Genomic DNA, 24,588 nt, shown 5'->3' with positions numbered 1-24,588 from the left:
AGGGCGCCCCGCCCTTCCGGTATAGACAGCGGTGTGGCCGGCGGTCAGTGGCGGCCGTGCCACCGCTTTTCGCCGTCAACTACCTGCACTGCCACGTTCAGGGTCTTGTCGGCCAGGCTTCCCCACGCGTAGACGATGGTGTTCTTCCCGCCCTCGACGGTGACGTCCGCCGGGCCGATCACGGGAGCGGTGGTGCCGGCCGCAGCCACCGAAGCCGAGTAGGTGCCGGCCTTGAGCTTGAGCGTGGCCTCGTCAGGATTGCTCAGGCCTTCGATGATTGCTTTCCCGCCGGCCAGGACGTCGACGGCGGGCGCTGCCGCTACGTGCCGGACCGTCAGTTTGCCTTTGCGGTCGTTGCGGGGAGCCTTGGTGTCGTTGGTGAAGAGCGTAGCGGTGGGCGCGCCGTCGGCATTGAGGTGGGCTACGGCGGTGTAGTTGCCGCCTTCTTCGAGCTCCACGTCCACAGGCCCAATGACCGGGTTGTCGGCGCTGGTGGCGTCGGCGGCGGTGATGGCGATCTGGTAGTCGCCGGCGTCCAGTTCCAGCGGCCCTGCCAGGGTGCCGGGCGTGAAGTCATCCAGCGTGAGGGCCCCGTTGACCCACACGTCCACGGTCAGGCCGGGAACGCCGTGCAGTACGGACAGCTGGGCGGGATCGTCTTCATGGTGCCACCCGCCGGCATTGGCGGGAGCGGCAAAGGCCAGCGAAGCGGCAAGTGAAAGTGCTCCGGCGGCGTAACCCATTTTGCGCATGTCAAACTCCTTGATGGATGCCCGGTGGCCGGGCTGTTTGTGCTTACGCGCTTAATACCCCGGGAACGGGGTCCTTGGATGCAGGGCCGGGAACATTTTTGCTGCCTAGTGTTTGTGCTTCCTCAGCAGGTTGGTGATGCGCAGGGTGCAGAGCCGCTGGCCGGCCTCGTTGGTAATGAGTACTTCGTGGGTGGTCAGCGTGCCGCCAAGGTGGATGGGCGTGGCCGTGATGGTGACCTGGCCTTCCCGGGCGGAGCGGTGGTGCGTTGCGGAGACGTCGATGCCCACCGCCATCTTGCCCATGGTGCTGGCGTGGATGACTGCCGCCCAGGACCCCACGGCCTCACCCACCGCCAGCGACGCGCCCCCGTGAAGCAGACCGAAGGACTGTCGGTTCCCCTCCACAGGCATGGTGGCCACCACCCGCTCCACGGACTCCTCCAGGATCCTGACCCCCATCTTCTCGTCGAGCTCACCGAGGGTGATTTTCCACAGTTCATGCTCTGTGGGGGAGTGGTGCGGGGCGGCGTCGCTCATGTGCTCTCCTAGTGCGCTTCGGGGACATTCCTGTATGGTACTTATATTACCGAACGGACGGTCAGTAATCATTGCTGTATCCGCTGCCCGTTTGTCTGCCCCCTTGGTTGGAAGGACCCGTCAACGATGACCACCACTGCCACAGCGCCCCACGCCACGCTCGATACCGTGGAGACGGTGCCCAGCTTCATTATGGACTCCTGGTGGACGCCCGAAACCGGCTCCGCCGCTGCCACCCCGGTCCGCGACGCCAGCACGGGCGAGCTCCTGGCGAAGGTGAGCACCGAGGGACTTGACCTGGCGGCGGCCGTCGAATTCGGCCGGACCACCGGCCAGGCCGAGCTGGGCAAGCTGACCTTCCACCAGCGCGCCCTCAAGCTCAAGGAGCTGGCGCAGTACCTGAACGCCCGGCGTGAACACTTCTATGGCTTCTCCTACCAGACCGGCGCAACCAAGATCGATTCGATGGTGGACATCGACGGCGGCATCGGCGTGCTCTTCACCTTCGGGTCCAAAGGCCGGCGCGAACTGCCCAACTCGCAGGTGGTGGTGGACGGGCCCATGGAGGTGCTGTCCAAGGACGGGTCCTTCGCCGGTGAACACATCTACACCCGCATTCCCGGCGTCGCAGTGCAGATCAACGCCTTCAACTTCCCGGTGTGGGGCATGCTGGAGAAGTTTGCCCCCGCGTTCATCGCCGGTGTGCCCACCATCGTCAAGCCCGCCACCCCCACCGGCTACGTTGCCGCTGCCGTGGTGAAGGCCATTGTGGAGTCCAACATCTTGCCCAAGGGATCGCTGCAGCTGGTCTCCGGTTCGGTCCGCGGGCTGCTGGACGTGCTGGACTACCGGGACCTGGTGTCCTTCACCGGATCCGCCGCCACCGCCAAGTCCCTGAAGGCGCACCCGAACGTGGTGGAAGGGGGCGTGAGGTTCACCTCCGAAACCGACTCCCTCAACGCCGCCATCCTCGGCCCCGACGCGGTGGAAGGCACTCCGGAATTCGAGGCCTTCGTCAAGTCCGTGGTCACCGAGATGACCGTCAAAGCGGGCCAGAAGTGCACCGCCATCCGCCGCGCCATCGTCCCGCAGGAGCTGGTGCCCGCGGTGTCCGCCGCCATCGGCAAGCGCATCCAGGAGCGCGTGGTGGTGGGCGATCCGCGCGCCGAAGGCGTCACCATGGGCGCGCTGGCGTCCGTGGAACAGCTGGAGGACGTCCGGGCGGCCGTGCAGTCCATGCTCGACGCCGGCGGTGAGCTTGCGTACGGAACCCTCGATTCGCCGTCGGTCACCTCCGCCGACGGCACCACCGGCGTGGTGGACGCCGGCGCGTTCATGGCCCCCGTGGTGCTCAACTGGGGCAACCCTGAAGCCGAGGCGCTGCACTCGCTGGAAGCCTTCGGCCCGGTTTCCTCCGTGGTGGGTTACGCGGACCTTGCCGACGCCGTCCGGCTTGCCGCCCGCGGTGGCGGTTCGCTGGTGGCCTCAGTGTGCACCAACGATCCCGACGTGGCGCGTGAACTGGTGACCGGCATTGCCGCGCACCACGGCCGCGTCCTTATGCTGAACAGGGAAGACGCCCGCACCTCAACCGGCCATGGCTCACCCGTGCCGCACCTGGTCCACGGCGGCCCGGGCCGCGCCGGCGGCGGCGAGGAACTGGGCGGCATCCGCTCCGTCCTGCACCACATGCAGCGCACCGCCATCCAGGGCTCGCCCAACATGCTTACTGCCGTCACCGGCGTCTGGCATACCGGGGCGGACCGCAACTTCACGGTGGACACCGAGGGGACGCACCCGTTCCGCAAGCACCTGGAGACCCTGCGCATCGGTGACGCCGTCCGCTCGGACCTGCGGCAGGTCACCCTGGAGGACATCACGGCGTTCGCCAACACCACCGGGGACACCTTCTACGCCCACACCAACCAGGAAGCTGCCGAGGCCAACCCGTTCTTCCCGGGCATCGTGGCGCACGGCTACCTCCTGCTGGCCTGGGGTGCGGGGCTGTTCGTGGAGCCCGCGCCGGGCCCTGTCCTGGCCAACTACGGCCTCGAGAACCTGCGCTTCATCACGCCTGTTGCCGCCGGCGACTCCATCCGGGTGACCCTCACTGCCAAGAAGATCACCCCGCGTGAGACCGACGAATACGGCGAGGTGGCCTGGGACGCCGTCCTCACCAACCAAGACGACGAGATCGTGGCCACCTACGACGTCCTCACCCTCGTCGAAAAGTAACCGCCCTCCTCGACGCGCGCTCACTCGTGGTCGCTTCCCCTGCGACGCGCGCTCACTCGTAGTGTCTTACCGCCGAACGCCAGCTCACCCAGGTGAGCTGGCGTTCGGCTTTTAGCCGCCACAAGTGAGCTGGGGTTCGGTTTTTAACCGCCACAAGAGAGCGGGGGTTTGGGCGGGCAGAAGCGGGACGGGGGTGTGGGGCGGAAGGATAGGGGGTTGCTGCCGGGTCCTTTTCCGGGTGCGGAAGCGTAAAATTCTGCCTCGTAGGAGGTGGCCACATGACCCTCAAAATGAGCACAGCCACAACCATCCTGCCGGTCGATGACGCAGCCCGCGCCCGCAGTTTCTACACCGGGAAACTCGGACTCCCGCACCGCGGAATGACAGACGATGGAAGCGAATTACTCGGCACCGACGGCGGCCCGATGCTGCAGCTGATGCCGGTTTCGGACGGCAAGCATTCCGAGCACACGGCCTTGAGCTTCGAGGTGACGGACATCGAACGGACCGTCCGGGACATGGAAGCCATGGGCGTGCGGTTCCAGGATTACGACCTGCCCAATCTTCGGACCGAAAACCACATCTGCACCACCGGCTCGGAAAAGTGCGCGTGGTTCATGGACACCGAGCACAACATCCTCTGCGTCCACGAGCGGCTGAACGGCCAGCCGGACTACCAGGTCTAGGAAGCATTAACAGCAGCAGGGGCGCTCCGGTCGGATCGGGGCGCCCCTGCGTCGGTTTCCCGCCCGGCCTGCTGGCGGGCCGGGCCGGTCCCTACTTGGACCAGACGATCGGGTTCTTGCGGTACGGGTTGTCGCTGGAGCTTGCGTAGCTGAAGCCGGAATCGGCGTAGTCAGCGGAGACGATCTCGTCGCCGGCGGGAGCAAGGAAGACCTGGCACGAGGTCATGGTGCTGCCTACCTTGTAGCTCAGGTTGTCACTCGAACCCGTGGTCTCAAACCGCTTGGTGGGGCACTGGTCCAGGGAGCCGAGGATGATCAGCTTCTGGGCATCCGTCCCATCCTTCAGCTGGGCGTTCAGGCGTGGCTCGCTGATGCCTGCGGAGGGCTTGCTCAGGCTGTCCAGGGTGTGTTCGGTAAAGACGTAGTACGGCGTCTGACCGGCGAACTTCGCGGCATCCTTCAAGGCGGCGAGATCGGCCTCGGTTCCCGCGGTGATCTTGGTGACGCTGGTGGTGTAGGTGGCTTCGGTGTACTTGGCGTCAGCCGGATCCTTGCCCGTGTTGGTGTGGGTGACTGCCTTTTCGCCCAGGCCGAGCTTTGTCCCGGGAGCCGTAAGGTCCTTGGCCGTTCCGGAGGCACCGGCCGGGGCGGCAGCAGAAGCGCTGGCTGACGCGCTGGCGGAGCTGCTGGGTGACGCCGAAGCAGCGGTGGTCGCTTCCGTTGACGGCTGGGTTTCTGAGGCCGCAGGCGCCTCCGCTGCACAGGCGGACAGGCCAAGGCCCAGGACGGCGGCGACGCCCAGGGCAATAAATGGGCGCGAAGAAGTGTGGTTCCGGATCATGATTTCCCCCTGAAGATGTGATGCGAACACGGTAACTATAACGTATGGATTTATTGCACCGTAAGCGTGCTGAGCAGTTTCGGCGGCGCCGGGTGGACTGGTTCAACCATAAGGCGCAACAGAAAGCCCCGCGATGGGCAGTGCTGCCCATCGCGGGGCCGGGTGGCTATGCTGCGCGCGCTCCGTGCAGGGCTGCGCCGGTTACGCGTCCGTCAGGACTCGGCGCCGCCGTGCAGCCCGTCGTCGCTGCTGTCATCCTCGCGCCCCGTGCCCTTGCCGGACTCGCTGCGGTCGGAGAGGTCCATGTTGCCCCGGGCCTCGTCCATGGTGGGGCCGCCGGCGGGGACGCTGTAGGTGTCCGGCCGGATGCCGTGGGCCTGCTCCTCGATCAGGGCCTGCTCCTCGCTGAAGCGAATGGCGTTGGCCTCGTCGCCGGCATCGCCGGGGATGTCTTCCCGGAGCTTCGACGGATCCGGAACGATGAATCCTGCGTCGGGCTCTTCCTTGTGGGTGCTCATCTTCCCTACCTCCCTGTAATCAGTGGCTTTCTACCACCGTAGCCGTCAAGCGGAGAAAATACCAAGCACCCTTATCACTTGCTGGGGTGCGTCAGGCCGGGGCGATGCCCGCTGGGTCAGGCGGTGGGGGAGGCGTTCCCGTGCAGGCCGTCGAATGCCATGGTGATGACGTCGTCGGCGAGCCTCTGGGGCGAGAGGGAACCGCCCGGCTTGTACCACTCCACGATCGAGTTGATCATGCCGAACAGCAGGCGGGTAACCGTGCGCGGGTCAATATCCTGGCGCAGCGAACCCTCGTCCCGGGCGGCGGAAATCAAGGCGGCCACCCTGTGGTCGAACGTGCGCCGGCGTTCAAGCGCGTCCCGCTCGATCTCCGTGTTGCCCCGAAGCCTCAGCAACAGGGTGACGAACGGCAGGCGTTCCACGAGGACCGCCACGGTGCGCCGCAGCACGAACTCCAGCCGGGCGTCGGCGGCGCCGGCGGTGGCCTCGGGCTGTTCCAGGATGGACTCCAGCCCGCCCAGTGCGTGGTCCAGGGCGAGCTTCAGCAGGTCGCCCTTGGATGGAACGTGGTGGTAGATGGCGGACTTGGAGATGCCCAGGTTGTCCGCGAGGATCCCCATGGACGTCGCGTCGTACCCGTGGCGGTTGAAGACGTCGACGGCGATGCGCAGCACCGATTGCTGGTCGTAGCCGGGGCGGCCGCGCTTGGCTGATCCGTTGGCGGCTGCGCCGTTGGTGCTGGTGGTCTGGCTGGGCATAGTGGCTAGTTTCTCACGAACGGTCGGTCAGCCCGGACCGGAGCCCGGGCCTGCCGGCTCCGTCTAACCCTTGGGCCGCATGTCGTAGATGCGGCGAAGCTTGCCGTTGGAGCGCTCCAGCGAGCCGGGATCCACCACGTCCACCGTGCACGAAGAACCCACGTGGATCTTGATCTGCTCCTTCAAGGTGCGCGCCGCCGTCGTGCTCTGCTCAATGGTGACGGCGTCCCGCCGCTCGATCCGGACGGTCAGCTGGTCCATCCGCTGCCCCTCGGGGCGGGTGAGCTCGAGCTGGAAGTGCGGGCTGAGATCGGGGATGCGGAGGGCGATTTCCTCGATCTGGGACGGGAAAAGGTTCACGCCGCGCAGAATGATCATGTCGTCGCTGCGGCCGGTGATGCGGCCCATCCGGCGGTGCGCCGGGCGGGCGGTGCCGGGCAGGAGCCGGGTGAGGTCCTTGGTGCGGTAGCGGATGATCGGGAGGGCTTCCTTGGTGAGCGAGGTGAAGACGAGTTCGCCGTGTTCGCCGTCGCGCAGGACGTTTTCCTTGCCCGCCAGGGGGTTGAAGGGGTCGATGATTTCGGGGCGGAAGTGGTCCTCCCAGATGTGGCTGCCGTCCTGCGTCTCCACGGCCTCGCCGGCCACGCCCGGGCCCATCACCTCGGACAGGCCGTAAATGTCGCAGGCCTTGATGTTCATCATGACCTCGAGCTCGTGCCGCATCTCCTGGGTCCACGGCTCGGCGCCGAGCACGGCGAACTTCAGGCTCGTGGAGGCGGGGTCGATCCCCTTGTGCGCCATGGCGTCGGCGATGGTGAGCAGGTAGGTGGGCGTGGCCAGGATGGCGTCCGGCTTGAAGTCCTGGATCAGCTGGATCTGCCGTTCGGTCTGGCCGCCGGACATGGGGATCACGGTGCAGCCCAGGGCCTCCGCGCCCGCGTGCGCGCCCAGGCCGCCGGTGAACAGGCCGTAGCCGTAGGCGTTGTGGACCTTCATGCCGGGGCGGATGCCGGAGGCGCGGAAGCTGCGGGCCACGAGCTTGGCCCAGTCGGCGAGGTCCTGCTTGGTGTAGCCGACGACGGTGGGCCGGCCCGTGGTGCCCGAGCTCGCGTGGATGCGGGCTACTTCGCTCTGCGGGACCGCGAACATGCCGAAGGGGTACTCGGCGCGCAGGTCGTCTTTGGTGGTGAAGGGGAAATTGCCGAGGTCGCTGAGTTCGCGGAGGTCGTTCGGGTGGATGCCGGCCTCGTCGAACTTGCGCTTGTACAGCGGCACGCGATCGTAGGCGTAGGAGACGGTGTGCTGGAGGCGGCTGAGCTGGAGCGCCTCGAGTTCGTCGCGGGAGATGGTTTCCTCGCGGTCCAGGACGGCGTCGGTGCCGGTGGCTGCGGTGTCCACGGGGGCGGCAGGGGTTTCGGGGGCATGCAGGGTCATGGTTTTCCTACTTCTTGGGGATGGTGCGGCTGCGTCCGCGGAACTCGGCGATGAGCTCGCCCGGGGTGCTGGTGGCGGGGGCTGCGCCGGGGGTGTGGGCGTCGGTGGCGAAGATCTGGATGTCGTAGAGTCCGCTCCGCCCGGCGCTGGAACGGCGGTCTGCCACAGCGGTGAGGACCTGGCCGCGGAACGCCGGCTTGAGGAAATTGATGTCCACGCCGGAGGCAACGGTGATGGTGTTTTCCTCGCCGGGTGCGGGGCTGATCGGGTTGCACGCGAGGGCGAAGGCGGTGTCGCCGAAGGCGAAGATCATTCCGCCGTGGGCCATGCCGAAGCCGTTGAGCATTTCCTGCCGGAGGGTCATCCGGATGGTGGCGTGGCCGTCGCTGAGCGCCAGGACCTCGATGCCCATCCACTCGGAGGCATAGTCGTTTTCCAGGATGGGGTGGGTGGCCCCGGAGAGTGTTGCTTCAGCCATGCGTCATTGCCTCCAGCTTTATTTACCGAATGTTCATTAGGTAATCCCATAAGGGGGTCCGGTGTCAAGGGTGGAGCCGCCCGGCCTGGGCCTTCCCGCCCAGTTGCTTGGCGGCTCCGGGCGCCGAAGCGGGGGACACGCCATCGTCCGCGGCGCGCCGCAGGGTGGGAGGGAAAGCAACCGGGCAGGAACGCACGACGGCGGCACGCACCTTTGTTCTTTGGGGCGCCGGAGGTGCAAGGATGGGAGGACCGGCACCAGCAAGAACAGCAAAGGGCGGACCATGGCCAAAGGCATCTACGTCAGCGCAACTACCCCGGGCTCGGGCAAGTCCCTTGTGGCCCTCGGCCTGGCGGACACCCTGCACCGGCACGCGGACCGGATCGGCTTCTTCAAGCCCGTGGTCCAGGGCCCGGTGGCCAGCGAGGATCCCATGGTCACGCTGATGAAATCCCGGTTCGCCCTGGAGGATGAACGCTGCCGCGGCGGCCTCACCTTCGAGGAGGTCCGGACGCTGCTGGCCGAGGGGCAGCGCGAAGAGATTGACGCCCGCTGCGTGGAGATCTTCGCCGACATTGCCCGGCACTGCGACGTGGTGATCGTGGAGGGGACTGACCTCACGGGCCAGGACGCCGCCGTCGAATTCGACCTCAACGCGCGCCTGGCTAACAACCTCGCTGCCCCCATCGTGGCCGTGGTGGGCGCCAAGGGGCGGACCGTCGCGGAAGCCGCTGCCGCCGTCGAGGTTGCCCGCAAGGAACTCGCCGCCGAGAAATGCTCGCTGCTGGCCATCCTCGTGAACCGGGCGGACCCGGACGACCTCGACGCCATCGCCGCCGCCATCAAGCCGGGGGCCTCCAAGCGTCCCGTCTACGTCCTACCCGAGCTGGAGGAGATCGCCCGGCCCACCACCGGTGAGGTGGCCGCCGCGCTGGGCGTCCGGCAGATCGCCGGCCGGGCGGACATGGAGCGGGACGTGAAGGACATCAAGGTGGCCGCCATGAACGTGGGTAACTTCCTCAATGTCCTGGACGAGGGCGCCCTGGTGATCGTGCCGGGGGACCGGGCCGATGTGATGGTGGCCTGCCTGGCGTCGTCGTTCTCGCCGGAGTTCCCGGTGGCCTCCGCCCTCATTCTCACCGGCGGCCTCGCCCCGGACGCCAATATCTACCCGCTCCTGGCCCAGGCACCCTTCCCCGTTTTTGCCGCCAGCGCGGACACCTACACCACTGCCCGGCGCGTGTCCGAGGTCCGCAGCGAGATCTGGTCCGGGCACCGCCGCAAGGTGGCCTCGGCTTTGGGCCTGTGGTCCCGGCGCGTGGACGAAGCCGAGCTGATGGAGCGGCTGCACCTGCCCCGGCCGGAACGGATGACGCCGCTGCGTTTCCTGCACGACCTGATCGAACGTGCCCGGGCCCAGCGCCGCCACGTGGTCCTGCCGGAGGGAACGGACGTCCGGATCCTGCGCGCCGCCGAGATCCTGCACCGCCGCGACGTCTGCGAACTCACGGTCCTCGGACCCGAAACCGATGTGCGCGAACTGGCAGCCTCCCGCGGCATCGACCTCACCGGGATCAACATCGTGGACCCGGCAACCTCGGAGCTGCGGCAGCAGTTCGCCGAAAAGTATGCCGAGCTCCGCGCGCATAAGGGCGTTGACCTGGCCAAGGCGCTCGAAATCATGCAGGACGTCAGCTACTTCGGCACCATGATGGTCCAGCTGGGCGTGGTGGACGGCATGGTGTCCGGCGCCGCCCACACCACCGCCCACACCATCCGGCCGGCCCTGGAATTCGTGAAGACCCGGGAGGGCGTGAAGATCGTTTCCTCGGTGTTCCTGATGCTCATGCCGGACCGGGTGCTGGTGTACGGCGACTGCGCCGTGAACCCGGACCCCAACGTGGAGCAGCTGGCCGACATCGCGCTGGCGTCCGCGGAGACGGCAGCGCAGTTCGGGGTGGAGCCGAGGGTGGCCATGCTGTCCTACTCCACCGGCGGCTCCGGTTCAGGCGAGGCCGTGGACGAGGTGCGGCAGGCCACCGAGCTGGTGCGGGAGCGCCGGCCGGACCTCGCCGTTGAAGGGCCCATCCAATACGACGCCGCCGTGGACGCGTCCATCGCCGAATCCAAGATGCCGGGCTCGTCCGTGGCGGGGCAGGCGACAGTTTTCATCTTCCCGGACCTGAACACCGGCAACAACACGTACAAGGCCGTTCAGCAGAGCTCCGGGGCTGTCGCCGTCGGGCCTGTCCTGCAGGGGCTCCGCAAGCCGGTCAACGACCTCTCCCGCGGCTGCACGGTGGAGGACATCGTCAACACGGTGGCCATCACCGCCATCCAGGCCCAGGCCTGACAGTGGTTGAGCTTGTCGAAACCGCGTTCCAAGGTTTCGGCAAGCTCAACCACCGGCAATGCTGCCGTGTTCGTTGTGCCTAGCTGTTGTCCGGCTTGGCGAGGCTGTCGCTGTCCTCTTCCTTTGCCGGCTCATCGGAGAGCCCCTGCGGGGTCAGGTCCAGGCCTTCGCGGTCCTCGGGCGCCTCGGGGGCGTCGCCGGTTTCGGAAGCCTTCAGGCCGCCCGTGTCATCCAGCGCCGGGTTGGCGCCTTCCACCCCGGTGGGGTCCTTGGAACCGGAGCCTGAGCCCTGATCGGAGCCAAGCGGCGCGGTGCTGCTGGATCCGGTGTTGGTGGGATCGTTCTCTTCGCTCGGAGTGGGGTCGTTCGTCATTGGGGAAGTCCTCTCGACGTGGTCCAGCCTGTCCGCCGACCATAGGCACAGCCGGGGTCCAGGCGCAAGGAACCCGGCAGCGGCAGAGCGCTGTCAGTGCCGCCACCTATAGTGGGGGTTGAACTGCAGAAGCAAGCCCCAGGAGGCCCCGCATGCTCGTGCTCGTCATCAACTCCGGTTCGTCCTCGCTCAAATTCCAGGTGCGTGATGTGGCCGCCGGGACGGTGCTGACCGAGGGGCTGATCGAGAAGATCGGCATGGGCAACGGCGGCGACGGTGACGGCGAAATCGTGGGCCCGCGGGACCATGCGGAGGCGCTGGAGCAGGTGGAAGCCGCCATCCATGAGGAACTGGGTGACCTAAAGCTCGGCGCCGTGGGCCACCGGGTGGTGCACGGCGGGGAGCGGTTCGGGGAGCCGGTGCTGATCGACAATGAGATCACCCGCGCCATCGAGCGCCTGAACCCGCTGGCCCCCCTGCATAACCCCGCCAACGTCCTGGGCATCCGCGCCATCACCAGGAAGTGGCCGGACATGCCGCAGGTGGCCGTGTTTGACACCGCCTTCCACCGCACCCTGCCCGAGCACGCCTGGCGCTATGCCGTCCCGGACGAGCTCTACACCAACCACGGCATCCGCCGGTATGGCTTCCACGGCACCTCGCACGAGTATGTTGCCCGCCGCGCTGCCGCGTTGCTGGACCTGCCCGTGGAAGAGTTCGACGCCGTCATCGCCCACCTGGGCAACGGTGCCTCCATCACGGCGATCCAGGGCGGCCACTCCGTGGACACGTCCATGGGCTTCACCCCGCTCGAGGGCCTGGTGATGGGCACCCGCTCCGGCGACCTGGACCCGTCCATTTTGGTGTTCTTGGGCCGTGCCGGCTGGACGCCGGAGGACCTGGACTCCATGCTCAACCGGGAGTCCGGGCTCAAGGGCCTGGCCGGCAACAATGACATGCGCTCCGTGGTGGAGGCCTCCGAGGATGGTGACGCCAAAGCCGCCATGGCGCTCGCCGTCACCTCCTACCGGCTGGCCAAGTACATCGGCGGCTACCATGTGGCCGTCGGCGGGGCCAAGGCGCTGGTGTTCACGGCGGGCATCGGCGAGAACTCCCACCAGTTCCGCGCGCTGGTGGCCGACCGCCTGGGGGCGCTGGGCGTAGAGGTCGATGCCGGCCTGAATGCTGCCCGGTCCAAGGAACCGCGCATTATTTCCACGCCGCAGTCCGCCATCCCCGTCCTGGTGGTTCCCACCGACGAGGAACGCGCCATCGCGGAGGCCACGGCCGCCGTCGCAGGTTCCGGCCGGTAGCCGCCGCCGTGGTGGACATCGCGCTGCCCATCCACACCGGGCGCCTGGTCCTGCGGCGCTTCGAAGCCGGAGACCTGCAGGCCTTCCACGCCTACCACTCGCTGGCGGAGACCGCCCGGTTCCTGCCCGGGCCGGCCAAGAGCTACACCAAATCGATGGAATCGGTGGGGAAGTATGCCAATTTCGTTTATGAGAAGGAAGGCGACTGGCTCTGCCTGGCAATAGAAGCCCGTGACCAGCCGGGGCTGCTTGGAGAAGTGGTGCTCAAGTGGCTGCCGGGCCGCGGCCAAGCGGAAGTGGGCTGGTCAATGGCACCCCAGGCGCGGGGCAAGGGCTACGCCACCGAAGCGGCGGCAGCGGTCCTGGATCTTGGCTTCGGGGAGCTGGGCCTGCGCCGCATCGAAGCCCGGCTGGACGAACTCAACGCCGCCTCCGCCGCGCTCTGCCAGCGCCTGGGCATGCGGCTGGAGGGCCGCCACGTGGACAAGTGGTTCTACAAGGACCAGTGGGCCACGGAGATGATCTACGCGGTCCTCGCCGACGAGTGGCGTAACGAATGGCGTGGAGGTGCTGCGGGAGGCCCTACGCCCGGCCCTTGAGGATCAGGTTCCAGTAGACCTGCGGGAAGATGTCGCGGTCCACCACCCAGGACGCTTTGCTCTCATTCCAGGTGGGGATCCGGGGGATGGTGGGCATGGGCCGGTACCGGTCGTCGAACTCGGCGAACACCACGGTGTCGCGTGAAACGGTGAACGGGCAGACCGAGTAGCCGTTGTACTTCTGTGTGAGCGGTTTTCCCTTCCGGGCAGCCACCAGGTTCTTGGCCAGGACCTTGGTCTGCTTGCGGAGCGCCCCGCCGGACTTTGAGTTGGTGGTGCCCGCGGCATCACCCAGGGACCAGACGTTGGGGTAGCGCAGGTGGCGGAGGGTCTGCCGGTCCACCTCCACGAAACCGCCCTTGTCCGACGGCGCCGGGAGGTCAGTGGCTTTCAGCCAGTCCGGCGCGGACTGGGGCGGCACCGCGTTGAGGACGTCGTACTGCAGGGTCTCCTGGCTGCCTGAGCCGAGGCTGCGGATGGTCGCTTCCCGGCGCGTTGCATCCACGGACACCAGTTCGCTGTCCGTCCGCAGCTCGATGCCATACTCGGCGATCTTCCGGTCCAGCTCGCGGTCCACCTCCGGCACGCCGAACACGGTGGGGTAGGGCTGGACCATCACCACGCGGATCTTGTCCAGGACGCCCTGCTGCCGCCAGTAGTCACAGGCCAGGTACATGGGCTTCTGGCTGGCTCCGCCGCATTTGATGGGCCCGGCAGGCATGGTGAACACGGCAGTCCCGGAGGTCAGGCCGCTGAGGAGTGTCCAGGCTTTTGATGCCAGCTCGAACTCGTAATGCGTGGCGCCGTGCGGCGAGTGGACTGCCTCTGCCAGTCCCGGTACGGCGTCCCAGTCATACTGCAGCCCCGGGCAGACCACCAGCTGCCCGTAGCCCACCGTTGAGCCGGATGCCAGCGTCACCGTGTTGGTGTTGGCGTCCACGTCAACGGCAGCGTCCCGGATCCATTCGACGCCGGGCGGTGTCACGGCGGCCTGGCTCCGGACGGCCTCTTTCGCCTGGGCGCGGCCACCGGCAATGTGGGAGAACAGCGGCTGGTAGAAGTGGTGGTCTTTGGGCTCGATGAGGGCCACATCCTTCACCCCGTAGCGCTCCAGCCGCGCCGCCAGCGATACCCCCGCGTTGCCGCCGCCAATGATGACCACTTCATGCAAAGCGGCCACGGCGCTACTTCTTCTCGGTCAGTGCCGACGCCTTGTGCGCTGCCCGGGCACCGGTCTTGTCCGACTCCACCACGTACTGGGGTTCATCCTTGCTGGCGCGGTGCGTGTTGCCGTCCAGTTCGAAGTCGCTGGTTTTCTTCTCCACGATCTTGCCGTGTGTCTTGCCCTGGGAGGTGTTCCACTCCACGTGCGTTCCCTTGCTGAGTGACATTGCTTGCTCCTTCGGCGTACGACGGCGGAAAACAACTGCCCAACAATAGTAAGCATGATGATCTTTTCTGGATACCCAAAGCCGGCGCACGGATGTCCGCGCGGCCGGCTTTCCCCGGGCGGCGCCAAGTCTGGCGTACGACGGCGGCGCCCACCCGCCGTCGTACGCCCTGCTGTACTGCTCCAGCCGGACTACTTCAGTCCGGCCCCCGGCAGCAGTTCCGAGGCGCCGAGGGAGTCGGCGATGAACGCGTAGTCCCAGGCCCGTTCACGCCACTGCACGTACCGGCCGGACGCGCCGCCGTGGCCGCCGTCCATCTCGATCTTCATGAGGATGGGCTCGGACCCGGTGGTGCGGTTCCGCAGTTCCTGCACCCACTTGGCGGGCTCCACGTAGAGGACGCGGGTGTCGTTGAAGGACGTCACCGCGGCGATCTTGGGATAGGCCACCTCCCGCACGTTTTCGTACGGGGAGTAGGACTTCATGTACGCGTACACATTGGCGTCGGTGATCGGGTTGCCCCACTCCTCCCACTCCAGGGCCGAGAGCGGCAGGTCCGGGTCCAGGATGCTGGTGAGCGGGTCCACGAACGGCACCTGGGCCACCACGGCCGCGTACTTTTCCGGCGCCATGTTGGCAATGGCACCCATCAGCAGGCCACCCGCCGAGCCGCCCAGCGCCGCGATCCGTGCAGGGTCCACCCATCCCGAGTTGGCCAGCCAGTCCGTGGCGTCCACGAAGTCCGTGAACGTGTTCTTCTTGGTGAGCTTCTTGCCGTCCTCGTACCAGTGCCGGCCGAGCTCACCGCCGCCGCGGATGTGGGCGATCACGAACACCACGCCGCGGTCCAGCAGCGAGAGCCGCGCGATGCCGAAGTTCGGATCCATGCTCAGCTCGTAGGAGCCGTACCCGTAGACCACGCCGGCCGCCGTCGAATCCTGCCTGACGCTTTTGTGGCGGAGGACGGACAGCGGGATGCGCGTGCCGTCCGCCGCCGTGGCCCATTCCCGTGTTGCCACGTAGTCGCTGCCGTCGTAACCGCCCAGCACCGGGCTTTCCTTGCGGAGCAGCAGCTCGCCGGCGGGCTGCTCCGCGGTAGGCAGGACGAAGTCGTAAATGCGCGACGGCGTGAAGTAGGACGTGTAGCCGAGCCGGATCACGGGTGCCTCATAGTCCGAGCCGCCCACCCCGGCGGTGTAAAGCTCCTCGTCAAACGCCGGCTCCACCGGTTCCTGCTGTGCGGCCGTGCCAAGCCCGGCGAGTCCCATCACCTGGACGCGCTCGATAGTGTCCTTGCGGATGGAGACGATGAGGTGCGTGGAGGTGACGCCGGCGCCGTTGACGCGGACGTCGTCGGAATGTTCGACGACGGTCTGCCAGGCCTGCTCGGCCAGCGGCTTTGCCAGCTCGGCCGGGTCGGCCAGGGAGACCATGGAGTTGATGGCGCCGCGGTTGTGGGTGAGGAGGATCTTCTCGGCCTTGGCACCGTCCGGGCCCTCGAGCAGGAACGGCTCTGCCTCATACAGGACGCGCTCGTCCCGGGAGATGACAGTGGTGACCTCCTGCGCGGGATCATCGAAGCGGAGCAGCCGGGTCTCGCTGTACTCGGAGCAGCCGATGCCCAGTACCAGGTAACGCCGGTCCGAGGAGAGCTCGAAGCCGAGCCACATGGCGGTGTCGTCCTCTTGGTAGATCACCGTGTCCTCGCTGACCGGGGTGCCCAGGACGTGCGCTTTCACCTGGTACGGGCGCCACGAGTCATCCACCACGGTGTAGAAAATGCGGGTGCCGTCGGGGGAGAAGCTGACGCCGTAGAAGATGTTCTCAATGACGTCCGGCAGCAGTTCGCCGGTGCGGAGGTCCTTGATCCGGAGGGTGAAGCGTTCGTCGCCGGAGTTGTCCACGGCGTAGGCGTAGAGGGTGCCGTCCACTGTCACGGCGGTGCCGCCCACGGAAAAGAACGGCTTACCCTCGGCCTCGATGTTGCCGTCCAGCAGGACTTCCTCGCCGGGAATTTCGACGCCGGGCTCTACGGCCGGCGGCGTCCAGTCGGCAATCCTGTCACCGGTGTCGCTGGCACGGACCCGGCACTGGATGCCATACTCCTTGCCCTCCACCGAGCGGCTGAAGTGCCACCAGCCGTCCTTGCGGTGCGGCACCGAGAGGTCGGTTTCCTGGGTGCGGCCCTTGATCTCCTGGAAGATGGCTTCGCGCAGCGGTTCCTGGTGGGCGGTGACCGTTTCCTGGTAGGCGTTCTCGGCCTTCAGGTGCGCCACCACCTCGGCGGACTCCTTGTCCCGCAGCCACTCATAGTTGTCCACGTAGGTGTCCCCGTGGTGCGTCCTTTCGGTAGGCACCTTTTTGGCCACGGGCGGGGTGGCGGCGGACGGCGTGCTGGCGGAGTTCTGCAGCGGAGTGGAGGTCATGGACTCAATATATAGACCGGGCACCCCGCCGTGGCCGGCGTTCGCTACCGGGGAAGAACCCTCCCGTTGCCCTATCAGTTTTGGTCCCTAAAACCCGGGTTTGGGGACCAAAACTGATGGAGCAACCGGGGAGGGGAAGGGGGAGGGGAGCCTGTTGGGAGGGGGAGTGCAGGCGTATCGTGTTCAGTTCAAGGCACATCCGCCCAGCGTGAGAGGGGAAGATCCATGACCATCCCGCCAGTGCACGAACCGTCGCCGTTCCCGCCGGAACCCGGCCCGGACCCCACGTCCCCCGATCCCACGCAGCCCGGCCACCCCGGTCCGCCGGCTCCCAGCCCGTTCCCCACCCCGGAGCCGCCCGGGCCGCTGCCCGTGCCGGATCCCGGGCCGGCGCCGCTCCGCCCTGATCCCACGCGGGATTAGGCAGCACCACAACCAATCGAAAGGGCCCTCTGCACAACGTGCGGAGGGCCCTTTTGGCTTGTCCCGGGGAGCTCGCAGGGCGTTGAAAAAAATTAGCCGGACAGGCTTGCGAACCTGTGCCGCTGGTGCTAAAAAATCTATATCAGCCACCATAGATCGGCTGAGAAAATTAGTGTTGGACCACCCTAAAAGGAGGAAAGCCATGTTGATGCGAACCGATCCGTTCCGCGAGCTGGACAGGCTGGCCCAGCAGGTCCTCGGCACAGCAGCCCGCCCGGCAGCGATGCCGATGGACGCCTGGCGGGAGGGCCATGACTTTGTTGTCGCCTTCGACCTTCCCGGAGTTTCGCCCGAGTCTGTTGACCTGGACGTGGAACGGAACGTCCTGACCGTCCGGGCAGAACGTCCGGATCCCACCGGCAAGGACACCGAGCTGATCGCTTCCGAACGGCCGCGCGGCGTCTTCAGCCGCCAGCTGATCCTCGGCGACACCCTGGATACGGAGAACGTGAAGGCCAGCTACGACGCCGGTGTCCTGACGTTGCGGATCCCTATCGCAGAGAAGGCCAAGCCGCGCAAGATCGAGATTGAGACGAAGGGGACCAAGCAGGAAATCGCAGCCTAGCTCCGCTGAAACTCGGTAAGGGATCGGGACGTCGGGCCTTTGTGTTGACTGCCTCTTTGGGCGTATCGCCACTCTGTGCACGCCACCGCGCCAGACAGCGCACCGGCAGCATGTGCCCTGGCTTCCCGAGGCGGCGGCTCCCGGCTCCGGCCGGGGGCCGTCCAAGTTACCGGCGGGGATGCCTTGTGGTGGCGGGCCCGCCGGTGTAGAACGAATGGACCGGGAGGATCCGAACGCGTTGTATCTGCCAGTTTTGGGCGGTTTGCCGTTAAGGAACGCCACAGCGCCGGTAGCGCATCGGCAGTTGCGAGTGATCCCCTCCGAATACGGTGGCCCTCCGCGATTACGCGGAGGGCCATCCGCTTGCCCGGGGCAGTATCTAGGTGCCCAGCTCCAGCATCAGCGCCGGCAGTTCGTCGGCCAGTTCCCGGGCCAGGAAACCCAGCGGCCCCATCCTGCTGGCCAGCCGGTCCGCCGCTGCCGCATGCAGGTGCGTTCCCCAGCAGGCGGCCTGGGCGCCGGTGGTACCCCGGGCCCGCACTCCGGCGATCGCCCCGGCCAGGACATCCCCGCTGCCCGAGGTGCCCAGGCCGCCGTAGCCCGTGGTGATCTTCCACAGTTCGGACTCCTCCGGGCCAACGCCTGGCGGCCGCGCGATCAGCCCTTGGCAGCTCACCACCGCGCCGAACCGGCGGGCGATTTCGGCCACGTCCTTTTCCAGGTCATCGGCGTCCCGGCCCAGCAGGATCCCGGCCTCGGTGGGGTTCGGCGTCAGGAGGAGCCGTCCCCGCCATGACCCCACCCGGTCCTCCAGCTCCGCGAGCGCAGCCAGCGCGAACGCGTCGAGGACGACGGCGGGGCCTCCTTCGCTGCCGGCCGCGCCGGAGCCGGTGCCGCCGTCGTCGTTGTCGCCGGCTGCCTCTTCCCGCGCGAGGAGGGCTTCAAGAAGCTCCCGTGCCAGGTCCGGGTGGTCGAGTCCGGGCCCCACCAGGATGGCATCGGCGGAGTCGAGGGAGGAGGCGATCCTGTCCACGCCGTCCGCGGTGACGGATCCGCCGGCGGTTTCCGGCAGTCCGATGGCGCCGCACTCCGGCAGGGCGACACCCATTGGGACCGCCACGGATTCGGCCACGGCGAGTGTCAGCTTCCCTGCGCCGGCCCGCAGCGCTGCGGTACCTGCCAGGAGCGCAGCCCCCGGGGTGTTGCGTGCACCGCCCACCACCAGCACCGAGCCGCGCGAGTACTTGTCCTCGCCGGGGGAAGGCAGCGGCCAGTCCCGCAGCAGCGACGGCGTGACCAGCTCCGCACCGGAATCAGCGCGGGCGGACACTGGCATCCCCGGCATGTTCGGTGACGGCCACGCCCTGCTCGGCCAGGTGGTCAGCGTCGTTGAAGCTCTCCAGCGTCCACGGCCCCTTGCCGGTAGGCCGCACGTACCGGGTCATCGACGCGTTCAGCACGGAGGTAGAGGCGGCGAGATTCAGCAGTTCCTGCTCCGTCATGCCCTCCAGCACGTAGCGGAACAGGAGGATCACGGCGTCGTGGCAGACCAGCATCACCCGGTGGCCGGTGCCGAGGCTGTTCAGTTCGTCCAGCACGGAGCGGAGCCGGAGCGCCACGTCAGCCCAGGATTCCCCGCCCGGGGGCCGGTAGTACAGCTTGCCCTGCCAGGACCGGCGCTCGGCTTCCTCCGGGTAGCGGGTCTCCACGCCCAGCCGCGTCAGCCGGTCCAGGATGCCCAGCTCACGGTCGCGCAGCCGCTCATCCACCTGCACTTTCACGGGCCAGCCCGCCGTCTCCACCGCGATCTGCGCTGTCTGGCGGGCCCGCTCGTAGGGGGAGGACACCACCGCATCCGGCCGGTAGTCTTCGGCGATCCGGGCCAGCGCCGTACCCAAGGCGTTCGCCTGCTCCCGGCCCACCTCGGAGAGGTTCACGTCGGCGTCCCGCGCCGGAACCTCGATGATCTCCGCGCCCGCCAGGTTCGCCTCCGTGGCGGCCACGTTGCCTTCGCTCTCGCCGTGCCGGATCAGCAGCAGCTCCACCGCCCCGGCCTCCTGCACCGCTTCGGTCAGTCCGTCGTCGTTCACGAATACTCACTCCCGTCCGCTTGTGCGCCGAATCGAGGAACACTACCAGCGGCGTACCCAGTGGGCGGAAGAACTAAACGGGCGACGGCGGCCTGCCGCATGGACCGCCGCCTGCCGCACCTGGGTGAAGCTACCGCTCCGGCATCAGCACCTTGGAGAACACCGTGGCGCCGTTGGCGTTCCGCAGGCTCACCGTGAAACTGTTGTCCTCGCCGAGCTGGACGTGCCCGAAGAACTGGTTTTCGCCGTCGCGCGGTGATTCGCCGGCGAAGCGGCCGGCCTTGGAAAACACCACCTCGGGGCCGAAAGTGCCATCCATGGCGTTGGGTCCGAACGAGCCCGCGGCGATGGGCCCGGCCACGAATTCCCAGAACGGGTCGAAGTCGGTGAACGCAGCCCCCTCCGGGGAGTAGTGGTGCGCCGCGCAGTAGTGCACGTCGGCGGTCAGCCACACGGCGTTCTTCACCCGGTTCTTCTTGAACGCGCTGAGCACCCCGGCGATTTCCAGCTCACGGCCAAGGGGCGCGCCGTTGTCGCGGTTGGCCAGGCTTTCCTGGTTGACGGCACCGTCCGGCACGATGATGCCCAGCGGCAGGTCCGCGGCAATCACCTTCCACGTTGCCTTGGACTTGGAGACCTCGCGGATCAGCCAGTCCACCTGTTCCTGGCCAAGGATGTTGTTGGTGTAGGCCTCCTTGCCGTCCGTGTTGGGGGACTTGAAGGTGCGCATGTCCAGGCAGAAGATGTCCAGCTGCGGGCCGCGCGAGATCTTCCGGTAGATGCGGGCCGGCTGGTACTGGCCGGCGTCGTCGAATGTTCCCGGCCGCCACAGCGCGCTGCTGTCCGCGATGGGCATGTTCTCCTGCCAGGCCTGCCGGCCGCGCGCCGCGAGGGTGTTGACGTCCCGGACGGTGTAGCGGGGATCGTCCAGGATTTCGCCCGGGTACCAGTTGTTGGTGGTCTCGTGGTCGTCCCAGTTGGCGATCACCGGCACGTCGGCGAACATGGCGCGCATGTTGGCGTCCATCATGTTGTAGCGGTGCCGGCCGCGGTATTCGGTGAGCGTTTCGGCCACCTTGGACACTTCTTCGGTGACGAGGTTCCGCCACACCTGCCCGTCCTTCTCCACCACTGTCTCGGTGAGCGGGCCGTCCGCGTACACGGTGTCGCCGGAGTGGATGAAGAAGTCCGGCCGGGTCTGGTGCATGGCCCGGTAGCCTCGCATCCCGCCGATCTGTTCATTGATGCCCCAGCCCTGGCCGGCGGTGTCGCCGGTCCAGACGAAGCTTTGCGCGTACGACGCCGGGACGTCGCCTCCGCTGCTTGTGTCACCGGTGCGTCCCTTGCCGTTGGCGGCGCCCCTGTCCGGTGCCGTGCGGAAGGTGCCGCGGGCGGATTCGCCGGCCGATCCGCCGTCGTCCTCGAAGCTGATCTCCAGGGCGAAGCGGGTGTTGGAGGGGAGGTTGCCGGCGTGGATCTTGGCGGTGAAGTCGGACGCCTGGGTGGCCCGGGGCCCGCGGATGACCCGCTCGAAGGCGCCGCGCCCGCGGAGGACCGCGCCGCCGTCGTCCACTGCCCGCAGTACCGCCGTCATGCGGCCGGCCTCCGAGGACCGGGACCAGAGGACGGCCGAATCGGAGGTGACGTCGCCGGTGGCGATGCCGCTGGGGAGCGTGAGCCGGTTGCGGACCAGGGCCACGCCGGCGGGGGACCCGGTAGGAGTTGTTGCGTTGGCGGCGGCCGGGGCGGAGGCCAGCGCGGCGGCGAGCACTGAGCCTTTGACGATGGTGCGGCGGGAGATGTCAGTCATGCCGTCCACTCTTCAGGCGCCGTGCACACAGGTCTTTTCGGCAGGGTGAACGGCGGGTAAGCCCGGGCTGAACAGCGCCCGGTTCGGCCCCGGCGTTGTTATTGCCTCGCGAGTTCGCCGATCCGGCCCTCCCGCAGGGCTGCCCCCACCGCCGCGATGCCGCCGTAATCCGGGAACAGCACCGACTGTCCGGCAACGAACCCGGAGCCCGCCGTCGGAAGCGTCATGCTGCGGATCGCGTTGGCATCGAGGTTCCGCAGGCTGTAGGCCAGGATGGCGGCCTGGACCGGGTCGAACCCTTTGTCCACGGTGAGGCAGCAGGACGCGAACTCCACGAGGGACCGCACCGCCGTGACGTCGTTCAGCGCCCCGCCCGCGGTGAGGCGGGCCAGGATGGCGCGGAGCATGATCTGCTGGTCCCGCACCCGCTGGAAGTCACCGTCGGAAAAGGCGTAGCGCTCGCGGACGAACTCCAGAGCCGCCTGCCCGTCAAGGTGGTTCATGCCGGCGGGGAAAACATGCTGGGTCTCGATGGAGGACTGGAACGCTATGGGCACGTTCACGTCGATGCCGCCCAGGCCGTCCACCAGGAGCTTGAACCCGCCGAAGTCCAGCATCAGGGTGTGGTTGATGGTGATTCCCAGCAGTTCCTGGACAGCGGCGGTCTGCATGTCGATGCCGCCGTATTCCAGCCCGGCGTTGATCTTGGCGCCGCCGTAGCCGGGGATGTTCACCCACGTGTCGCGGTTGATGGAGATGAGGTAGAGCGTGCTGCGGTCGGCCGGGACGTGGACCACCATCAGGGTGTCCGCCCGGTGGTCCTGCGCTTCACCGGTGGCTGCCGTGTGCGCGGCGGCATCCTTTGCCGGTGTGCCGCCTCGGATGTCACTGCCGATCACCAGGATGTTCATAGACCCGGGCGGCAGTTCCGCGATGGGTGGGGGCGGCGGAGGAGCCGCCGGTGCCGGTGGCGGGGGCGTTTCGGACGTGGTCTCCGATGGCGTGGGGGTGGGGGTTTCGCTTTGGGTGGCGGTGCCCTGGGCGGCCGGCGGCGTGACGTTGCCGGCGCGGTTGAGGCTCACCACAGCCACCACGGCGGCCGCCACCAGGACCAGGGCCAGCAGCGCTGCGATCCACCGGCGGCGGCCGTGCGCCACCATCCAGCGGCCGTGCTGTGAGGTGCCCGGGCTGGTGGGTCCAGCGGGACCGGATGGGTCCGAAGCGCCTGGTGTGCTCATAGTGCCCCTCACCTCACCGTGACTGTGGTGGGATCAGTGTCCGCCCGCCGGTGCCCGGTTGGCTACAGCCGTGGCCAAACTGTCACCTGCACGGTGGTTACGGGCCGGACACAGCCGGGTGCCGCCGTCGTCATAGCCGCTGCTGAGGCAGGAGACAGGCCCTGCGGGAGCGCTAGAGCGAGTTGGGGACGTTCCCGCGGACCGGAGAGTTGAGGCGGGCGTGCCGGAGGATGGACACGATGGCGGGGGCCAGTTCGTCCTCCATCTGCCGGTACACCTCGGGGGAGCGCCGGTACGGGTCAATGATGTCGTTCTCCGCGGAATCCGCCGGCAGGGCCAGGTGGCGAACGCCCGCGGCACGGGCCGGAAGGCTCTTCCAGTACGCGGTGTTCGCGGCCAGCGGGTCGGCGCCGTGATCCTCGGCGGGGAGTTCAGTGGCGCGGCCGTCCAGCACGTCGAGCATCCGGGCGAACTCGCGGATGGTGAACGTCCGTTTCAGCATCGACGCGTCCTGCTGCAGCACCTCACCGCGGTGGCCTGACGTCATGGTGAGCACCAGGTCAACGCCGCGAAGGATCCTGGAGTTGAGCTGCCGGGCCTCGAAGCCGTCCGGATTCCCGCCGTAGGTCCGCACGATGTCGGCCGATATTGGCTGCATGGGGTCGGCCACCATCGCCCTTGTTCCGGCACTGGCCACTTCGAACCCGCCGGGCACCACCTGGTTGAGTCCTGTCTGCAGCAGCCGTTCGGCCACCGGGGAGCGGCAGATGTTGCCCGTGCAGACGGTCAGGATTCTTACTGGTGCGGGGATATCCAAGGGAACTTACTCTTTCCAGCCGGTGCCGGGACCGTACAGTCCGTGCCTCTCAACTTAACACGCACACGCCCGACGGCGGCCGCCCCACCCCGCACGCGCGCTCACCTTTGGTTGCTTGGGGGGGGCTAACGCGCGCTCACCACCCGCTGGCATGGTGAGCGCGCGTTCCGGGGAGAGCCGCCGGAAGTGAGCGCGCGTTTGGGGAGAGCCGCCGGGAGTGAGCGCGCGTTCCGGCGGGGCGGGGTCAGAAGCCGGCCAGGAGTTCCTTCATCTCAGTGATTTCGGCTTCCTGGGCTTTGATGATGTCGCGGGCCAGCTGGATGGTCTGCGGGTACTTGCCGGAGCTGATTTCCTGCCGGGCCATGTCGATGGCACCCTCGTGGTGACCGGTCATCTGCTGGAGGAAGAGGCGGGCGGCGTCGGTGCCCTGTGCGGCCCTAAGGCGGGCAATGCCGTCGTCGTCCACCATGCCGCCCATGCCGTGGCCGGAGTGGTCGCCCATCATGGTGGGCACGTTCCAGCCTTCCAGCCAGCCGGTCATCTGCTTGATCTCGGGCGTCTGCGCGTCCTTGATCCGGGTGGCCAGCGAGGCCACCGGGGCGGGGATATCAGGCTTTGCCAGCAGGATGTCGCTCATCTCCACGGCCTGCTGGTGGTGCGGGATCATCATCTGGGAAAACATGATGTCCGCCTGGTTATGGTCCGCGTTGGCGTCCGGCATCATGCTGGACATCGGCGCGGAGCTGCCGTGGTCCATGGGCATGGTGTTTCCGCCGGAGCTGCCGGATCCGGTGGCACAGCCTGCCAGGCCAAGGGAGGCTGCAAGGGCGGCGGCGAGGGTCAGGGTCTTGAATTTGGTGGTCATTGGTGGTCCTTCAGGGGAGTAGT

At 67.5% G+C, this 24,588-nt stretch carries 24 protein-coding genes; 7 read left to right on the top strand and 17 right to left on the bottom strand.

Going from position 1 to position 24,588, the window contains the following annotated elements; all coding sequences use genetic code 11:
* Nucleotides 1-44: 44 nt before the first annotated feature.
* A complete protein-coding gene (locus tag ACHL_RS15350; protein WP_015938212.1) occupies nucleotides 45-752 on the bottom strand; it encodes a DUF4397 domain-containing protein in 708 nt (235 codons plus the stop codon).
* Nucleotides 753-857: 105 nt separating this feature from the next.
* Entirely contained in the window at nucleotides 858-1,289 is a 432-nt protein-coding gene (locus tag ACHL_RS15345) for a PaaI family thioesterase (protein WP_015938211.1), read from the bottom strand.
* A gap of 126 nt (nucleotides 1,290-1,415) precedes the next feature.
* On the opposite strand from ACHL_RS15345, the gene paaZ reads away from it, so the two are divergent.
* A complete protein-coding gene (paaZ, locus tag ACHL_RS15340; RefSeq protein WP_015938210.1) occupies nucleotides 1,416-3,524 on the top strand; it encodes a phenylacetic acid degradation bifunctional protein PaaZ in 2,109 nt (702 codons plus the stop codon).
* Between the two features lie 278 nt (nucleotides 3,525-3,802).
* Entirely contained in the window at nucleotides 3,803-4,210 is a 408-nt protein-coding gene (locus ACHL_RS15335; RefSeq protein WP_015938209.1) for a VOC family protein, read from the top strand.
* A 91-nt stretch (nucleotides 4,211-4,301) separates the two neighbouring features.
* Here ACHL_RS15335 and ACHL_RS24560 read toward each other — a convergent pair whose 3' ends face one another.
* The 5 genes from ACHL_RS24560 to ACHL_RS15305 all read right to left on the bottom strand — a co-directional run bounded on the left by ACHL_RS24560 (nucleotide 4,302) and on the right by ACHL_RS15305 (nucleotide 8,242).
* Nucleotides 4,302-5,051, bottom strand: coding sequence for a hypothetical protein (locus ACHL_RS24560; RefSeq protein WP_015938208.1), 750 nt, complete (start codon nucleotides 5,049-5,051; stop codon nucleotides 4,302-4,304).
* 212 nt (nucleotides 5,052-5,263) lie between these two features.
* Nucleotides 5,264-5,569, bottom strand: a complete 306-nt coding sequence (locus ACHL_RS15320) for a hypothetical protein (RefSeq protein WP_015938207.1) — start codon at nucleotides 5,567-5,569, stop codon at nucleotides 5,264-5,266.
* Between the two features lie 116 nt (nucleotides 5,570-5,685).
* Nucleotides 5,686-6,330 (bottom strand): TetR/AcrR family transcriptional regulator, encoded by a 645-nt coding sequence (locus ACHL_RS15315; RefSeq protein ID WP_015938206.1) that lies wholly within the window; start codon nucleotides 6,328-6,330, stop codon nucleotides 5,686-5,688.
* A 63-nt stretch (nucleotides 6,331-6,393) separates the two neighbouring features.
* On the bottom strand, nucleotides 6,394-7,764 hold the full coding sequence (paaK, locus tag ACHL_RS15310) for a phenylacetate--CoA ligase PaaK (RefSeq protein ID WP_015938205.1): 1,371 nt from the start codon (nucleotides 7,762-7,764) through the stop codon (nucleotides 6,394-6,396).
* Between the two features lie 7 nt (nucleotides 7,765-7,771).
* A complete protein-coding gene (locus ACHL_RS15305) occupies nucleotides 7,772-8,242 on the bottom strand; it encodes a hotdog fold thioesterase (protein WP_015938204.1) in 471 nt (156 codons plus the stop codon).
* 283 nt (nucleotides 8,243-8,525) lie between these two features.
* On the opposite strand from ACHL_RS15305, the gene pta reads away from it, so the two are divergent.
* A complete protein-coding gene (gene pta / locus ACHL_RS15300) occupies nucleotides 8,526-10,595 on the top strand; it encodes a phosphate acetyltransferase (protein WP_015938203.1) in 2,070 nt (689 codons plus the stop codon).
* Nucleotides 10,596-10,674: 79 nt separating this feature from the next.
* On the opposite strand, the gene ACHL_RS15295 is transcribed toward pta, so the two are convergent.
* Nucleotides 10,675-10,968 (bottom strand): hypothetical protein, encoded by a 294-nt coding sequence (locus ACHL_RS15295; protein WP_015938202.1) that lies wholly within the window; start codon nucleotides 10,966-10,968, stop codon nucleotides 10,675-10,677.
* A 152-nt stretch (nucleotides 10,969-11,120) separates the two neighbouring features.
* On the opposite strand from ACHL_RS15295, the gene ACHL_RS15290 reads away from it, so the two are divergent.
* Both ACHL_RS15290 and ACHL_RS15285 read left to right on the top strand, forming a co-directional pair.
* On the top strand, nucleotides 11,121-12,281 hold the full coding sequence (locus ACHL_RS15290) for an acetate kinase (protein ID WP_015938201.1): 1,161 nt from the start codon (nucleotides 11,121-11,123) through the stop codon (nucleotides 12,279-12,281).
* A gap of 8 nt (nucleotides 12,282-12,289) precedes the next feature.
* Nucleotides 12,290-12,880: a GNAT family N-acetyltransferase gene (locus ACHL_RS15285; protein WP_015938200.1), complete on the top strand. Its 591-nt coding sequence runs from the start codon at nucleotides 12,290-12,292 to the stop codon at nucleotides 12,878-12,880.
* On the opposite strand, the gene ACHL_RS15280 is transcribed toward ACHL_RS15285, so the two are convergent.
* The 3 genes from ACHL_RS15280 to ACHL_RS15270 form a co-directional block, all read right to left on the bottom strand.
* Nucleotides 12,864-14,060: an NAD(P)/FAD-dependent oxidoreductase gene (locus ACHL_RS15280; protein ID WP_015938199.1), complete on the bottom strand. Its 1,197-nt coding sequence runs from the start codon at nucleotides 14,058-14,060 to the stop codon at nucleotides 12,864-12,866. The genes ACHL_RS15285 and ACHL_RS15280 overlap by 17 nt on opposite strands.
* Before the next feature lie 4 nt (nucleotides 14,061-14,064).
* On the bottom strand, nucleotides 14,065-14,271 hold the full coding sequence (locus tag ACHL_RS15275; RefSeq protein WP_015938198.1) for a hypervirulence associated TUDOR domain-containing protein: 207 nt from the start codon (nucleotides 14,269-14,271) through the stop codon (nucleotides 14,065-14,067).
* Nucleotides 14,272-14,462: 191 nt separating this feature from the next.
* Complete coding sequence (locus ACHL_RS15270; protein WP_015938197.1) at nucleotides 14,463-16,697, bottom strand: S9 family peptidase; 2,235 nt, start codon at nucleotides 16,695-16,697, stop codon at nucleotides 14,463-14,465.
* 225 nt (nucleotides 16,698-16,922) lie between these two features.
* Here ACHL_RS15270 and ACHL_RS24030 point away from each other — a divergent pair, with 225 nt between their 5' ends.
* Nucleotides 16,923-17,120, top strand: coding sequence for a hypothetical protein (locus ACHL_RS24030; protein WP_015938196.1), 198 nt, complete (start codon nucleotides 16,923-16,925; stop codon nucleotides 17,118-17,120).
* A gap of 202 nt (nucleotides 17,121-17,322) precedes the next feature.
* The gene (locus ACHL_RS15265; RefSeq protein WP_015938195.1) at nucleotides 17,323-17,745 is read left to right on the top strand and encodes an Hsp20/alpha crystallin family protein; all 423 of its coding nucleotides are present in this window, start codon (nucleotides 17,323-17,325) and stop codon (nucleotides 17,743-17,745) included.
* 379 nt (nucleotides 17,746-18,124) lie between these two features.
* Here ACHL_RS15265 and ACHL_RS15260 read toward each other — a convergent pair whose 3' ends face one another.
* The 6 genes from ACHL_RS15260 to ACHL_RS15235 all read right to left on the bottom strand — a co-directional run bounded on the left by ACHL_RS15260 (nucleotide 18,125) and on the right by ACHL_RS15235 (nucleotide 24,565).
* Entirely contained in the window at nucleotides 18,125-19,081 is a 957-nt protein-coding gene (locus ACHL_RS15260) for an ADP-dependent NAD(P)H-hydrate dehydratase (protein ID WP_015938194.1), read from the bottom strand.
* Entirely contained in the window at nucleotides 19,059-19,835 is a 777-nt protein-coding gene (locus ACHL_RS15255; RefSeq protein ID WP_015938193.1) for a histidine phosphatase family protein, read from the bottom strand. The genes ACHL_RS15260 and ACHL_RS15255 overlap by 23 nt, the downstream gene beginning before the upstream one ends.
* Before the next feature lie 130 nt (nucleotides 19,836-19,965).
* Nucleotides 19,966-21,645 carry an alkaline phosphatase D family protein gene (locus ACHL_RS15250; protein WP_015938192.1) on the bottom strand — a complete coding sequence of 560 codons (1,680 nt, stop codon included), beginning with the start codon at nucleotides 21,643-21,645 and terminating at the stop codon, nucleotides 19,966-19,968.
* A gap of 98 nt (nucleotides 21,646-21,743) precedes the next feature.
* A complete protein-coding gene (locus ACHL_RS15245; RefSeq protein ID WP_015938191.1) occupies nucleotides 21,744-22,883 on the bottom strand; it encodes an LCP family protein in 1,140 nt (379 codons plus the stop codon).
* Between the two features lie 172 nt (nucleotides 22,884-23,055).
* Entirely contained in the window at nucleotides 23,056-23,700 is a 645-nt protein-coding gene (locus tag ACHL_RS15240) for an arsenate reductase/protein-tyrosine-phosphatase family protein (protein ID WP_015938190.1), read from the bottom strand.
* 244 nt (nucleotides 23,701-23,944) lie between these two features.
* Nucleotides 23,945-24,565 carry a DUF305 domain-containing protein gene (locus ACHL_RS15235; protein WP_015938189.1) on the bottom strand — a complete coding sequence of 207 codons (621 nt, stop codon included), beginning with the start codon at nucleotides 24,563-24,565 and terminating at the stop codon, nucleotides 23,945-23,947.
* Between the last annotated feature and the right edge of the window lie 23 nt (nucleotides 24,566-24,588).

It is taken from the genome of Pseudarthrobacter chlorophenolicus A6 (assembly GCF_000022025.1).
GTDB lineage: Bacteria > Actinomycetota > Actinomycetes > Actinomycetales > Micrococcaceae > Arthrobacter > Arthrobacter chlorophenolicus.
Note: the sequence above shows the minus strand (reverse complement) of the source record. Positions and strands in the feature narration are given on the sequence as shown.

Bases quoted from the DNA above. Each gene is read 5' to 3' on its own strand.
- ACHL_RS15350 (WP_015938212.1), bottom strand. From the start codon at position 752: ATGCGCAAAATGGGTTACGCCGCCGGAGCACTTTCACTTGCCGCTTCG.
- ACHL_RS15345 (WP_015938211.1), bottom strand. From the start codon at position 1,289: ATGAGCGACGCCGCCCCGCACCACTCCCCCACAGAGCATGAACTGTGG.
- paaZ (WP_015938210.1), top strand. From the start codon at position 1,416: ATGACCACCACTGCCACAGCGCCCCACGCCACGCTCGATACCGTGGAG.
- ACHL_RS15335 (WP_015938209.1), top strand. From the start codon at position 3,803: ATGACCCTCAAAATGAGCACAGCCACAACCATCCTGCCGGTCGATGAC.
- ACHL_RS24560 (WP_015938208.1), bottom strand. From the start codon at position 5,051: ATGATCCGGAACCACACTTCTTCGCGCCCATTTATTGCCCTGGGCGTC.
- ACHL_RS15320 (WP_015938207.1), bottom strand. From the start codon at position 5,569: ATGAGCACCCACAAGGAAGAGCCCGACGCAGGATTCATCGTTCCGGAT.
- ACHL_RS15315 (WP_015938206.1), bottom strand. From the start codon at position 6,330: ATGCCCAGCCAGACCACCAGCACCAACGGCGCAGCCGCCAACGGATCA.
- paaK (WP_015938205.1), bottom strand. From the start codon at position 7,764: ATGACCCTGCATGCCCCCGAAACCCCTGCCGCCCCCGTGGACACCGCA.
- ACHL_RS15305 (WP_015938204.1), bottom strand. From the start codon at position 8,242: ATGGCTGAAGCAACACTCTCCGGGGCCACCCACCCCATCCTGGAAAAC.
- pta (WP_015938203.1), top strand. From the start codon at position 8,526: ATGGCCAAAGGCATCTACGTCAGCGCAACTACCCCGGGCTCGGGCAAG.
- ACHL_RS15295 (WP_015938202.1), bottom strand. From the start codon at position 10,968: ATGACGAACGACCCCACTCCGAGCGAAGAGAACGATCCCACCAACACC.
- ACHL_RS15290 (WP_015938201.1), top strand. From the start codon at position 11,121: ATGCTCGTGCTCGTCATCAACTCCGGTTCGTCCTCGCTCAAATTCCAG.
- ACHL_RS15275 (WP_015938198.1), bottom strand. From the start codon at position 14,271: ATGTCACTCAGCAAGGGAACGCACGTGGAGTGGAACACCTCCCAGGGC.
- ACHL_RS15270 (WP_015938197.1), bottom strand. From the start codon at position 16,697: ATGACCTCCACTCCGCTGCAGAACTCCGCCAGCACGCCGTCCGCCGCC.
- ACHL_RS24030 (WP_015938196.1), top strand. From the start codon at position 16,923: ATGACCATCCCGCCAGTGCACGAACCGTCGCCGTTCCCGCCGGAACCC.
- ACHL_RS15265 (WP_015938195.1), top strand. From the start codon at position 17,323: ATGTTGATGCGAACCGATCCGTTCCGCGAGCTGGACAGGCTGGCCCAG.
- ACHL_RS15260 (WP_015938194.1), bottom strand. From the start codon at position 19,081: ATGCCAGTGTCCGCCCGCGCTGATTCCGGTGCGGAGCTGGTCACGCCG.
- ACHL_RS15250 (WP_015938192.1), bottom strand. From the start codon at position 21,645: ATGACTGACATCTCCCGCCGCACCATCGTCAAAGGCTCAGTGCTCGCC.
- ACHL_RS15245 (WP_015938191.1), bottom strand. From the start codon at position 22,883: ATGAGCACACCAGGCGCTTCGGACCCATCCGGTCCCGCTGGACCCACC.
- ACHL_RS15235 (WP_015938189.1), bottom strand. From the start codon at position 24,565: ATGACCACCAAATTCAAGACCCTGACCCTCGCCGCCGCCCTTGCAGCC.